At 66.4% G+C, this 12886-nt stretch carries 14 protein-coding genes; 6 read left to right on the top strand and 8 right to left on the bottom strand.

All coding sequences use genetic code 11. From position 1 onward, the window contains the following. Positions 1-109: 109 nt before the first annotated feature. Positions 110-559, top strand: a complete 450-nt coding sequence (locus EXR94_10195; protein ID MSR03089.1) for a hypothetical protein — start codon at positions 110-112, stop codon at positions 557-559. Positions 560-562: 3 nt separating this feature from the next. Here EXR94_10195 and EXR94_10200 read toward each other — a convergent pair whose 3' ends face one another. From EXR94_10200 to EXR94_10220, 5 genes are all read right to left on the bottom strand, one after another. Next, positions 563-2005 carry a YdiU family protein gene (locus tag EXR94_10200; protein ID MSR03090.1) on the bottom strand — a complete coding sequence of 481 codons (1443 nt, stop codon included), beginning with the start codon at positions 2003-2005 and terminating at the stop codon, positions 563-565. A gap of 73 nt (positions 2006-2078) precedes the next feature. Then, positions 2079-2846, bottom strand: coding sequence for a hypothetical protein (locus tag EXR94_10205; GenBank protein MSR03091.1), 768 nt, complete (start codon positions 2844-2846; stop codon positions 2079-2081). A gap of 65 nt (positions 2847-2911) precedes the next feature. After that, complete coding sequence (locus EXR94_10210) at positions 2912-3484, bottom strand: DUF502 domain-containing protein (protein ID MSR03092.1); 573 nt, start codon at positions 3482-3484, stop codon at positions 2912-2914. Positions 3485-3491: 7 nt separating this feature from the next. Further along, on the bottom strand, positions 3492-4124 hold the full coding sequence (locus tag EXR94_10215; protein ID MSR03093.1) for a hypothetical protein: 633 nt from the start codon (positions 4122-4124) through the stop codon (positions 3492-3494). Positions 4125-4168: 44 nt separating this feature from the next. Continuing rightward, positions 4169-5239, bottom strand: a complete 1071-nt coding sequence (locus EXR94_10220; protein MSR03094.1) for an alanine--glyoxylate aminotransferase family protein — start codon at positions 5237-5239, stop codon at positions 4169-4171. Here EXR94_10220 and EXR94_10225 point away from each other — a divergent pair. Further along, positions 5195-6388, top strand: a complete 1194-nt coding sequence (locus tag EXR94_10225; GenBank protein ID MSR03095.1) for an asparaginase — start codon at positions 5195-5197, stop codon at positions 6386-6388. The genes EXR94_10220 and EXR94_10225 overlap by 45 nt on opposite strands. Continuing rightward, the gene (locus EXR94_10230) at positions 6385-7554 is read left to right on the top strand and encodes a hypothetical protein (protein ID MSR03096.1); all 1170 of its coding nucleotides are present in this window, start codon (positions 6385-6387) and stop codon (positions 7552-7554) included. The genes EXR94_10225 and EXR94_10230 overlap by 4 nt, the downstream gene beginning before the upstream one ends. On the opposite strand, the gene EXR94_10235 is transcribed toward EXR94_10230, so the two are convergent. Beyond that, positions 7551-8069, bottom strand: a complete 519-nt coding sequence (locus tag EXR94_10235) for a thioredoxin family protein (protein ID MSR03097.1) — start codon at positions 8067-8069, stop codon at positions 7551-7553. The genes EXR94_10230 and EXR94_10235 overlap by 4 nt on opposite strands. A gap of 110 nt (positions 8070-8179) precedes the next feature. On the opposite strand from EXR94_10235, the gene EXR94_10240 reads away from it, so the two are divergent. The 3 genes from EXR94_10240 to EXR94_10250 are packed head-to-tail and all read left to right on the top strand — an operon-like array spanning position 8180 to position 11288. After that, positions 8180-8791, top strand: coding sequence for a TetR/AcrR family transcriptional regulator (locus EXR94_10240; GenBank protein ID MSR03098.1), 612 nt, complete (start codon positions 8180-8182; stop codon positions 8789-8791). Further along, positions 8788-10032, top strand: coding sequence for a dicarboxylate/amino acid:cation symporter (locus EXR94_10245; GenBank protein ID MSR03099.1), 1245 nt, complete (start codon positions 8788-8790; stop codon positions 10030-10032). Before EXR94_10240 ends, EXR94_10245 begins: the two co-directional genes overlap by 4 nt. Positions 10033-10058: 26 nt before the next feature. Then, entirely contained in the window at positions 10059-11288 is a 1230-nt protein-coding gene (locus tag EXR94_10250; protein MSR03100.1) for an MFS transporter, read from the top strand. A gap of 5 nt (positions 11289-11293) precedes the next feature. Here EXR94_10250 and EXR94_10255 read toward each other — a convergent pair whose 3' ends face one another. Beyond that, on the bottom strand, positions 11294-12031 hold the full coding sequence (locus EXR94_10255) for a hypothetical protein (GenBank protein MSR03101.1): 738 nt from the start codon (positions 12029-12031) through the stop codon (positions 11294-11296). Positions 12032-12067: 36 nt separating this feature from the next. Then, complete coding sequence (locus EXR94_10260) at positions 12068-12874, bottom strand: dienelactone hydrolase family protein (GenBank protein MSR03102.1); 807 nt, start codon at positions 12872-12874, stop codon at positions 12068-12070. Between the last annotated feature and the right edge of the window lie 12 nt (positions 12875-12886).

Raw genomic sequence — 12886 nt, forward strand, 5'->3', positions numbered from 1 at the left:
CGCCTCGAATTGGCCGGGCTGGCGATTGTGGTCGCCCTGACCGCCCTCGTATGGGTCATTCTCGAATTGGGCCCCGGGTGGCCCAAGCCGGCCGTGATCGGCGGCTTGAATGGGCCTCACGGCCCTGATCTCGGTGAGCCTGGTCGAGCCCTGGCAAGTTCCACTCTCGGATGACCCGCTCCGGCGCAACGATCTGGCCCATGAGATCGGCCATCACGTGCAGACGTTGCTTGGCGTCGAGGGCAAGGTTCGCCAGCTCCAACAGTCAGATCCGGGCGCTGCCAACCAGGCCCAGGTCTCGATGGATTTGTGGGCCGATTGCCTGGCGGGTGTCTGGGGACAAGAGACCGCCGCCATGGGCATTCTCGAACCGGGTGATGTGGACGAAGGACTCGCCGCGGGGTCAGCCGTCGGCGACGATCGGATTCAGAAGCAGGCGCAGGGGTACGTGAATCCCGAAAGCTTTACCCACGGATCCTCGGAGCAGCGCGCCCGGTGGTTCATCCGCGGCTTCAAGTCGGGGCGGGTCGAAGATTGCGACACCTTCGGCTCGCGGTGAGCCTCAGGACGAGCAGCTGACGACGATCCCTCGATCACCCGGGGGCGCCGGTTCGGCGTAGGCGGCATCCTCGGCGCGGTCGACAAACGGATTTCGAAGGATGCCGTGGAGCTTTGCGATCTCGGAGAAGTCACCCTGCTCAGCCCGTTCGATGGTCCGCTGCGCCAAGTAGTTCCGCAACACAAACGCCGGGTTTCGCCGGTTCATTCGGGCCCGGCGCTCGGTCGGGTTGGAATCCTCTGCCGTGAGGCGAGCAGTGTACCGGGCTGCCCAGGCGTCGAATCGTTCCAGGCCATGGATTTCGGTCCGGAGCGTGGCAGGTTCCGACAGCCGGCGGAACCACCGGCTGTAGTCGACCCGATTCGCGGCCATCAACCCGAGCATCTCCGCGATCAGGGCTGGATCATCCGGTTGTTCAGCCTGAAGGCCGATCTTCTCCCGCATCCGCCGGCCGTAGCCGGCCTCGAACACGCCGGCATAGCGGGTCAACGCCGCGTTGGCGTCATCGGCTGAGACCAGGTCCAACAAAGCCTCGGCAAACCGGGCCAGGTTCCACAACCCCACCGCCGGCTGCTGGCCGAAGGCGTACCGTCCTTCATGGTCGCTGTGGTTGCAGATGAATCCGGGATCGGTCTCCTCGAGGAATCCGTACGGCCCGTAGTCGAGCGTGAGGCCGAGGACGGACATGTTGTCGGTGTTCATGACGCCGTGCGCAAAGCCGGCCGCCATCCAATCCGCCATCAACTCGGCGGTCCGGGTCACGACGATCTCGAGCCACCGCGGATACCGGTCGGGCAGGCCGGCCAACTCGGGATGGTGATGGTTGATGACATAGTCGGCCAGTTCGGTGATCCGCTCGGTCAGTCCGCGGGCCGCGAGGACCTGGAAACTGCCGAATCGGATATGGGTCGGCGCCATCCGGATTACGGTCGCCGCGGTTTCGACCGTTTCGCGGTACACCGGGTCCGGGCTCCCGACGATGGCCAGCGCCCGGGTGGTCGGGATTCCCAACCCGTGCATGGCCTCGCAGGCCAGATACTCCCGGATGGTGGACCGAAGGACCGCCCGCCCATCGCCCATCCGCGAGAACTTGGTCTGCCCCGATCCCTTGAGCTGAAGATCCCACCGTTCGCCCCGGCGGTTGCGGACCTCGCCGAGCAGGATGGCCCGCCCGTCGCCGAGCTGGGGAACCCACACCCCGAACTGGTGTCCGGCGTAAAGCGCCGCCACCGGCTCCGCCCCCGGCAACCGCCGCCCCCCGGACAGATACCGCGCCGCCTCCGGGTCGCCCGCCGCCCCCGGGTCCAGGTCGATCAGCCCCGCCGCGTCCGAATTGAACGCCACAACGTGGGGTTCCGAAAGCGGCGTCGGATCCACCACTTCATAGAATGCCGGATGCAACCGAGCAAACGTATTGTCGAAGTCCAGCGTAGTGAGTGACCGCATCCAGATAAAATAGAAGGGCGGGCCCAAGCCCGCCCCCCCCGAGTGCCGAGTGCCGAGCGCCGAGCGCCGAGCCCTACCCAATCTTCCGGGTCTTGAGATCCAGCATAAACGGCTTCCCGTTCACCGTGATCGGCACCAACTGGGTTCCGTTGAACGTGATGACCACGACGCGGCTGACCGTTTTCCCGTCATTCGGCCCCCCGGTGATCTTGATGGTGCAATTCCGGCTGATGGTGCCCGAGGCCGGCCAGCGGTTTTCGGTTCGCGGCAGGTTCACCACGACGTTGGTCCGGGTGCTCGAGCAGGACACGTCGTAGGTTCGGTTCTCACCGTTCTCGGTGTGCTTCGACCGAGTCGACTTGCCGGTGCCGGTGCCGTTCCAGGTGCGGCTGGTTTCCACGCCGGCAAGCCCCGTCACCGTGAGGTCCCGAATCCGCTCCACCTCCGCGCTCCAGTTCTCCCGCTCGACCTTCCCGGTGATCTCCGCATGAATGGCGGCGGCGGCGGTGGTGAGTGGATGGTAGTTGCTCTGGGTGGCACCGGCGGCGTCTTTGAAGGTGCAGGTGCGAACGATGGTCAAGAGATGGCGGGTGTGAGTCCCGCAGCGGAACGGGGCGTCATCTTCGGCCGCGAGGCCGGCGGCAAACCCGAACCCTAGCTGGCCGGTGGGGCCGCCCATCAGCTCGACGTCTTCGGCGGTCGCGTCGGCCGACTGGGCGGCGACGTCCCGGGTAATGGCCAGATCGGCGATCGGGGTCAATCCGGGGCCGGTGCTTTCCGAGTTGCAGGCCGCCAGGGTCACCAGCAAACCGATCGTGCCATAACGAGTTAGCGTCTTCACTGGGAACTCCTTCGGGTTCTTGGTTGAGTTGCTTCACCCGGTTGGACGCAGCCCGCGGAGGTCCGTTAAGCCGGGGGCGCTGCAGCTTTCGGCGCCGACCGGGTAACCCCGCCGGAGACGATGAAGGCCATGGCGTCGGCGGAGTCCACCGCGAGCGGGGTGACTCGATCGGCAGGCAGGATCAGAATGTGGCCGGCCATGCTGTAGGAAAAGGGGACGTACACCGCCACCTGCTCGGCCAACCCGAGATGGCCTAACGATTCGGAGGTCAGGAAGCCGAGCAGGTAGACTTCAGCGGCGCCGTCACCGATCCGGGCCCGGACCGGCCGGTTGAACCGCCGTTGCTCGCCGACGAACGCGTTGAGCAAATCCTTGATGCTGGTGTACAGGAGGCGGACGAACGGGAGCTTGGCGAGCAACCGGTCGGTGGTGCCGAGCAGGGCCTTGGTGACGAGGTTCGAGGCCAGGGCGCCGATCAGGGTGACGGCGGCCAAGGCACTGACGATGCCGACGCCCGGGATGGTGGTGCCTACGAGGGAATCGGCCCACCGGATCGCGAGCCAACAGAGGTAGAAGGTGAGCGCCGCCGGCGCCGTGATCAGGAGCCCGCGGAGGAAATAATTGGCCAGCAGCCGCATTGAGTGCCTAACGTCCCAAACGGACGCCGAGGCCGGCCGTCATCATGAAGTCGGACTGGGTCTGCGGCCCAAAGCCGGGGCCGGCGCTCCACCGGTAGACGTAGAGATCACCGTCGAACCGGAGGGTAACCATCGACGACATCGCGATATGAAGACCCCCGCCGACCACGCCGCCGATGTCGAGCTGGTCCGAGGCCAAGTCGAACACCGTGCCGCCGTGCTTGATGCCGCTCAGGCCGCCGCTCAGGACCAAGTCGGTTCCGGTGCCGCCGGTGGTGGCCTCGAAGACCGCCTTGAGCGAGCCGCCCTGCACGTTGGCGTCGAAGGTCCGGTTGAACGGCCCCACCGCAATCCGCATGTCGTTGCCGGACCTGAAATAGGTCCCCTCGACCCCGAGCCGCCCGGTGCCATACACCGTGGCCCGGCCGCCGAACCCGCCGCCGGTCAACATCTCCCCGGTGACCTGAATTGGAGTGGACCCGAGCCCCGGAACCCGGATGGCCCCGAGTTGGCCGGTTGGGATCAAGCCGCCGACGAATGGGGTAAACTCGATCCGGCGGCGTTTTTGGGCCGCCGCCGGGCAGACCAGCACGGCCAGGCCGAGGAGTACCAGGATGGTGGGTTTCAGGGAACTATGCATGAGCGTCTCCGTCGCGGAAACCGGGAATGATCACCGTCCCGGCCTTACGAGATCAAGGGTTCAAGGGTCGCCAGCAGGGCATCCAAGTGTTCGATCTCGATATCGCCCATGTGGCCGATTCTGATCATCTGGCCTTGGTCGGCCGAGATCCCTTGTCCCACCAGAAAGCCCTGGACTTCGAGCGCCGCGGCGATCGGGGCTGCGGCGCGCCCCGCCGGGGGCCGAAAGACCGACACCGTCGGGGTCCGTCTCTCGGGCCGAGCCAGGAGGTCGAGACCCCGCTCCGCGGCCCAGGAGCTGAACCGAGCGGACAGGAGCCGATGGCGCTCCCACCGCGGCGCCCACCCGCCCGCCGCCTCGATCCGCCGAAGCTGAGCCACCAGTGCCATGAAGAGCGGGAGGGCCGGCGTCTCGGCCAGTTGGTAGTTAGCGGCCATCTTGACCCACCGGGTCACGCTGAAATAGAAGCCGGCGTCGTCCATCGAAGCCGCCCGTTCGGCCAACCGCCGGCTGACCGCCCCGAACGCCAAGCCGGGAGGAAGGCCCAGCGCCTTTTGGGAGCCGGTCACCATGAAGTCGATCCCGATCCGGTCCATCTCGATCGGAACTCCGCCGGCTGAACTGACGCCATCCACCAGAAAATGCACGTTGGGCCGCTGCCTGACGGCCGCTGCCAACTCGGCCAGTGGGGCCAGAGCGCCGGAGGTCGATTCCGAATGAACCACCGCCACGGCGTCGACCGCGGGGCCGTCGAGAAATGCGGTCAGTTGGGCGGCTTCCAGGGTTCCGCCGATCGGGATGTGAACCCGGGTGACCTCCTTACCGCACCGCTCGGCGATTTGGGCCCAGTATTCGCCGAAATACCCGGTCACGACGACTAAGACCCGTTCCCGCACCGCGTTCCGGATCGCAGCCTCGAGCAGCCCGCTTCCGGAACAGGTAACCGTGAAGACCGGTTGGCTGGTCCCGAACATCGCCCGCAGCTGGGGTTGGATTTCCTCAAGAAACGGGCGCATTCGGGGCCCGTAGTGGGCAAACATCGGCGCCACCATGGCCTGGAGCAGGTCCGGATGGACGCCGGTAGGGCCCGGCAAGAAGTTCTTCCCCAAAGTCATGGGTCGGAACCTATCGCATCCGCTTCCAACGGGGCAAGTTTAACCGGGGCCGGTGATCGACCACATTCCTCTGCCGGACCGCCGACCCATTCTCGCCTCGCGGAGCGTCCAGTGACCGATTCCCTCAACCGCCGCACCTTTCTGGGCGTTGCCGCCGCGGCGGTGGCCGTGCCGACGTTCGAGTCTCAGTCGGCCTTTCCGGCGCCGGCCATCCTCCGGTCCACCGCCTCGAAGTTGGCGGCGGTGTCGTCGGCCAATGGGATCCGGGGGGTGGCCCGGGCCATCGAGCTGATGAAACAGGGCGTCGATACCCTCGACGCCGGGGTGGAAGGGGTCAAGATCCAGGAACTCGATCCCAACGACAATTCGGTCGGGTACGGCGGCCTGCCCAACGAAGAGGGCGTGGTCCAACTCGACGCGAGTTGCATGCACGGGCCCACCAAGCGGGCCGGAGCGGTGGCCTGCCTCGAGGGGATCAAGACCCCGAGCGAAGTGGCCCGTCTGGTCATGAAATACACCAACCATATTCTCCTGGTCGGCGAGGGCGCCAAGCGGTTTGCCTTGTCCTATGGTTTCAAGGAAGAGGATCTGCTGACGCCGGCCTCGCGGGAGATCTGGCTTCGGTGGCGGGCCAACCGGGGCCAGGCCGACGACTATGTCGATGTGGCTGCAAACGAGCCGGTCGGGAACCGGCCGACCGGGACCATCAACATGAACCTGGTCAACGAACGGGGCGATGTCTCGTCGATCACCACCACCAGCGGCCTGGCCTTCAAGATTCCGGGACGCGCCGGTGACTCGCCGATCATCGGCGCGGGACAATACACCGATAACCTGATCGGGGCGGCCGGCTCCACCGGTCTCGGTGAGGCGAACATCATGAGCTGCGGGGGGTTTCTGGTGGTCGAATTCATGCGTCAGGGTTTGAAGCCGGCCGATGCCGCGCTGGCGGCGCTGAAACGGGTGGTGGCGTTGACCCCGCCGCGGCTGCTCACCGAGCGGGGCCGGCCCCGGTATCAGCTCAACTTCTACGCCGTCACCAAGGCGGGCGATTTCGGCGGGGCCTCGCTCTACCCGTCCCAATACGCCGCCGCCGATGCCCGGGAGGCCAAGCTGTACGATTCGGCTTCGCTGTTCGATCGCGCATGAGGCCACTGGGGTGGGCGGTTCTGCTGATGCTGGTGGCCCAGCCGGCTCTGGCCCAGGAACCGTGGAAAGCGAGCAATTTCCCCTACCTCATGGGGAATCCCGGTGACGGAGTCATGTTCGTGGGCCGGTTGCAGTGGACCCAGAACGCCCCGTATTTCCTGAGCAAGAGCGACCAAGTGGACGTGATCAACCCGCTCACCTTCCGGGGCGCGGTGTCGGTGGAGGCCGGGATCGGAACGTTAGGCGGCCGGCTGGGCCGGATCGAACTCCGGCTGCCTGGACTCAAGCCCGGGTGGCGCTTCCAGGCCGACGTCGGCGCCGAGCGGACCGGCCGATTTGGGTACTTTGGGGTTGGGCGGGATCTCGAATCCGCCGCGAATTCCGCCGATCCCAATGCCGAGCAGTTCCGGGTTCATCGGAGCCGATACCTGGCCCGCGCCGAGGTAACCCGCACGCTCACGGGGCCGCTCCGGTTGGCGTTCGGGGCGTTCTTGGATCACACCCGCTTCAGTGCACTGGACGGCACCACGCTTTTCAGGACCCGGTTTGCCGCGCCGGTTGGCCGGACCAACTTCACGCTCAGGCCGGCCCTGGTTTTCGACACCCGGGATCGGGAGTTTACCCCCTCGAACGGAATCCTGGCCGAAGTTGGCGCAGGCGCCGGGAGCGGCCGGGAACAAACGTTAGGCGTGACCGACGACCAATCGTGGCACGGCTTTGCCTACGCCCAGGTGCGGGGCTACGTCTCCCTTCGGGAGGGTACTGTGCTGGCGGGCCGGGGTCTGGTCATCACCCGGGAGGGGCGGGCGCCGCTCAGCGCCTTGAGCGTGGTGCCCGGATGGGAGCGAGAGTTCAACCTGGCCGGGGCGGACGGTCACCGAAGTTTTCCGGCCGGGGCCCTGACCGGCACCGACGTGGCCTTGTTCAGTGCCGAGATTCGCCACGATCTCCTGAACGCCGGAGACTTGGGCGCCGTGACCGTGCTCGGGTTCGTCGACTATGCCGGCGCGGAAGATCCCCGCTCGATCCTGAAGGGCCGGACGACTCAGTTCGGCGGCGGCGGCGGGCTGGCGGTCCGGATTCTTCGATCGGCCGTGCTCGCCATGAATTTTGCCGGGGGCCCGCACGGTTTCAATTTTTCAATGGGAACCGGCTGGGCCTTCTAAGATTCGATGGCGGCGAGGACTTCACGAAGGGTCGACTCGCCCTTGTCCCGGGCGTACCACCGGCGGGCTTCCGCATACCGCTGATCCGTTGGAATCGTGGCCTTGTGGGCCATGACCCACGCCTGGAGTTCGGCAGGGCGGGGGCCCCAATGCCCCAACTCCCGGAAGTCCTGGTCGAGGCCGATGACGATCGGGATCGAGCGCGATCCGTCGGTCAGGTACCGGTTCATCAGGGCCGGGTATTGATCGCGGGGAAGAATCCGAAGTTTGAGGCCCGGGACCCGGTCGGCCAGCGCCACCAGCACCGGCACCGTGTTCGCGGCGTCGCCGCACCAATCTTCGGTAATCACTAAGAGATGAAGGCCGTCCTGCTGGGCCGCCGCCGCAATGGCCCAGTCGGGGATTTTGACGTGGCGGTAGACCCCGTCCCACAGCGTCCGCTGATCCATACCCTGATTGAAGAAGGCGCTCCACGGCAGAGCTTCCTGCCACAGCGCCTGAAAGTCCGGTTCCATTCCACCCCGCCAGTTTCGCTCCGAAGACAACCCGAAATTGGCTGGCCCCTTTCGCCTAAGCTAACCGCGGCCAAGCGGCCCCGCTTGGGCCGCAGTAGAATTGTCCGGCCATGACCGTCCCCGCCCGAACCCCGATCCGGAAAGACGCCATCGCCACCCGCGAGCGGCTGGTCCGGGCTGCCTTGGAACTCTTCACCACGACCGGCTACCGGGGTACCACCACCCTCGACCTCGCCGCCCGGGCCGAAACCGCCGAGGCCACGATCTACCGGCATTTCGCCGGCAAGGAAGCGCTCTTCAACGAAGCGTACCGTCATGCCCTCAAGTGGGGCTCGGGCGTGATCCGCCCGGTCGATGGGGTTCGGGTGCCGACCAAGGAACGGCTGGCCCGGATTGCCCGCCAGCTGGCCGAGCAGGTGCCGAAAGACGCCGCGATCGTGCTGATGATGCTCCGCCGGCCCGATGGGCCGAGCCTCGAGGATCAAACCCATCTGCTGGCCCGTGACCTTCGGGAGCACCTGACCCAACTGGTGGCCACCGGAAAGCAAGAAGGGGCGGTTCGCCCCGGGTCAGCGGAGTTATGGGCTGCGATCTGGTTGGCGGTCGTGGCGTTTGCCGTGGAACGGATTGCCGCCCGAGAATGGACGCCCGATCACCCTAGTGCCACTTCAACCCTCGAGGCCGCGTGGGACGCGATCAGCGCCCGCCCGATACCCGGATGAAAAACTCTCGTGTCCTGATCGCCCTCGTGGCCGGCTTGCTGATCGGCGCGGCCGCATCGGCATCGGGCAATACCACCCTGCTTCGCGGCGTCGACGTCCTGGGGCCGCTCGGCACGCTCTGGATCAATGCGATCCGGATGACGGTCCTGCCCCTGGTCATTTCACTCGTGATCACCGCGGTGGCCTCGGCGGCCGAGACTCGGTCGATCGGCCGGATCGGAGGCCGGACCCTGCTGGCCTTCTTCGGATTGCTGGCCGGTACCGCAGCGTTGGTCGTTCCGGTGGTTCCTCAAGTGTTCAAGTTATTGCCGCGCGATCCGAACCAAGCGCCGCCGTTGCCGCCCGGCGCCGCCGAGGCCGCGCAGGAGTTGGCGGCGGGCGGGCAGGCCGTCTCGTTCAGTCAATGGCTGACCACCCTGGTGCCGACCAATCCATTCGCCGCCGCCGCCGATGGCGCGGTGGTCCCCCTGGTAGTGTTCACCATCATCCTGGCCCTCGCCATCGTGCGGGCGCCAACCGAGGCCCGCGATACCTTGCTTCGGTTCTTTCGAGCCCTGTCCGAGACGATGTTGGTCATAGTCGGGTGGGTGATCGCGGTGGCGCCGCTGGGGATCTTTGCCCTGATGTTCACCCTCGCGGCCCGGACCGGTTTGAGTGCCGTCGGCGCGATCGGGTTCTATATCGCCGCCTACTGCGCTACGTGCCTCGCGTTCACCTTGCTTCTCTATCCGGTGGTCGCGATCGGCGCGGGCATCCCGATCCGGACCTTTGCGAAGGCGGCGCTTCCCGTCCAACTGATCGGGATCAGCTCGAGTTCCTCGATTGCTTCGCTGCCGGCACTGGTCGAAGCGGCTGAGCAGGGATTGGGGATTCCGAAGCGGGTGTCGGGTTTCGTGTTGCCGCTCGCGGTCTCGACGTTCAAGCTCGCCGCGCCGCCGGTGTGGGTCGTCGGGGCCCTGTTCGTCGGGTGGTTCTATCAGGTCGACCTGAGTTTCTCCGCGGTCACCTTGATCGCGGTGGCCGGGGTGTTTCTGGCGTTCGGCGCGCCCGGCGTGCCGCGGGGGGCGTTTCTGATGTTGACGCCGCTGTTCGTCGCGGTCGGCTTGCCGCCCGAAGGAATTGGGATTCTGATTGCGGTCGACGTGATTCCGGACCTGGCGGCGACGGTCCTCAATGTGACGGGTGACTTGGCCGCCGCCGCCCTCGTCGCCAAGGCCGAGCAGAGGTCCGCCGGCTCGTGAAGCCGCCGGTGTTCGGGCAGCGGAAGATGGTGGTGCTGGCCCTGCTGGGGTTCGCCTCCGGGTTGCCGCTCTATTTGACGAGCCGAACTCTGCAGGCCTGGATGCGGGTCGAGCAGATCGATCTCACCACCATCGGACTGTTCAGTCTGGTGGCTCTGCCGTACTCGCTCAAGTGGATCTGGGCGCCGCTACTCGACCGCTATGTGCCGCCGTTTCTGGGCCGGCGGCGCGGCTGGCTGGTCATCACCCAGGTCGGCCTCGTGCTGGCCATCGCCGCGATGTCGCTCCAGGATCCCCGGCTCGGTCTTCAGTTGCTCGCGGTCAATGCCTTGATGATCGCGTTCTTCAGCGCATCGCAGGACCTGGTCATCGACGCCTACCGGACCGATGTCCTGGCCGAACGCGAAACCGGAGCCGGGGCCGCGATTTGGGTCACCGGCTACCGGGTGGCGTTGCTGGCCACCGGCGCGCTCGCCTTCGTGCTGGCCGACTGGATGCCCTGGTCGTTGGTGTATCTGGTCCTCTCGGCGCTGATGCTCGTCGGAATCGCGGCCGCGATTTGGGCGCCGGAACCGGTACCAACCGAACCCGCGCCGGCCACATTTGCGGATGCGGTGGTGCTCCCGTTCCGGGAGTTCATCGGGCGGGCCGGTGTGAAGCAGGCGGCGCTGGTGCTGCTGTTCATCGTCCTCTACAAGCTGCCGGACTATCTGGCCGCGAGTATCGCAACCCCGTTCCTGCTCGATGTCGGCTTTACCCAGACCGACGTCGGCGCCATTCAGGGCGGACTCGGCATCGTCGCCACGATCGTCGGGGCGTTGGCGAGCGGGGCGTTGGTGGCCCGGGTCGGGATCAACCGGGCCCTCTGGGTCGTCGGTCTGCTCCAGGCGCTGAGCAACCTGGCCTACTACGGATTGGCGCTCGCGGGGAAGAACTATCCGTTTCTGGTGGCCACGATCGTCGTCGAGAACTTCTGTACCGGTTTGGTGGCCGCCGGGTTCATCGCGTTCTTGATGAGTCTCTGCAGTATCCGGTTCTCGGCGACGCAGTATGCGCTGTTGTCGAGCGTGATGGGGGTGAGCCGGGACCTGTTGGTTGCGCCGGCCGGCGGGATTGCCCAGTCGACCGGGTGGCCGGTGTTCTTTTTGATTACGCTCGTGGCGGCGGTTCCTGGAATGCTGCTGTTGCCGATTTTCGCGCCGTGGAACAGGCCGAGTCCGGTGGCCGCAGCCCGACCACCCGCCGCCGGGCCCTGACCCCGCTACCGGCGAGGACTGCCGGGATGATGGCTCGGTTGCCCGAGGCCGGGCGGTTGGTGGGACCAGGTCGGTTGCCGGACCCTCCCGCCGCCTAACGGCCGAATTTCAATGGTGCCGTTCCGAAGGTAGGCCATGGCGGCGTCGCCCCACCGAATCGGATCGCTGGCGTCACCCGCCAGGGCTGTCTCCTGGCCGTCCGGCTTTGCGACGCACCAGCCGGTGCCGGTGCGGCAGGGCCGGAGGCTGGCGAACCCGGGGTCTCCCAATCGTTCGTAGGTCAGGCTGTCGAGCCTCGCCGCCGGGGCGCCTGAGATGGGCTCGACGCCGGCCGTGCTGACCAGATAGAGGCCGCCCGTCGTGGCCACCACCACCGAATCGTCGGTCGATCCAAAGCCGATTCGCTCCACTGATCCGGCCTCGGGAGGCAGCGCTCGGGCCCGCTCCGTACCGTTGTGCAAATTGAGGGTAACGACCTCGGCCGGCTGACCGGTTGCCTGGCGCTGGAAGGCGAGTTGGGTGCCCGACGGGCCCACCGTCGGATTCGACTCCACCAACAGATTGAAGGTGAATTGGTAGAACCGGCCGCCCTCGGCTGGCGCCGCGAAGAGATCGACCGCGCCGTCCCGTCCCTGGCCGACGACCACCACGAACGCCTCGCTGCCCACCCCGACCTTATTGGTGAGCGGCGTGAAGCCGCACCCCGCGCCACCCGCCAGGAGCGCCAGCCAGGCCGCCCTCATGCCGGTACTCGGGTCGACCTCGATCATCGGCAGCACTTACTTGCCCAGCTTGTCGTGGAGGAACTTTTCGATGTTGCTCCAGGCGCGCTCGACCTGATCGGTGTCGGAGCCCTTCCGGCCGGGCTTGAGGAAACCGTGGCCGGTGCCGGGATAGCTATCGGCGACGAATGGCTTGCCCAGGTCCTTCATGATTCGTCCAACGGTCGGAAGCATGCTGTTGATCCGATTGTCGTTCTCGCCGTAGACACCAAGAATCGGCGTTTTGATCCGGTTCAGCGTCGTCGTGTCGGGGTTCGGGCCGTAACACACGACGGCCGCCTGGAGCTTCGGATTGTTGGTACTGTAGCGGAAGGTTTGGCCGCCGCCCCAACAGAACCCCATCACTCCAACGTTGCCTTTCCTGACGCTCGGAAGCGTGCTGACGTAGCCGAAGGCGGCGTCGAGGTCGGCGGTAATCCCGTCCGGCGTGAGTTGCGTCATCAGTTTCCGGCCGGAATCGGGATTGGGCGGCGTAACGCCCCACCGCGATGACAGCATGTCGGGCACGATCGCCACAAATCCTTTGGCCGCGAGCCGGTCACCGACCGTGGGTTCCCAGTCGGTCAGGCCGAAGATTTCGTGAATCACGATCATGGCGGGGGCATTGTCCCTCCGCTCCGGATACGCGACGTACGCCCGTACCGAGTCGCCGGCGGGCTTCTTGATATAGACCCACTCGCCGTGGGTGGTGACCGGATCGAGTGCCGGGCGAGAGCTGACGACCCAGGTCAAGCCGGCGCCGGCCACCGTCGCGAGCGCGGCAACGGCGAGATGGGAAGCGAAACCACGGCGGTGCTGGTTCATGGACACACCCTT

Source organism: Gemmatimonadota bacterium (assembly GCA_009692115.1).
Taxonomy (GTDB): Bacteria; Gemmatimonadota; Gemmatimonadetes; order Gemmatimonadales; family GWC2-71-9; genus SHZU01.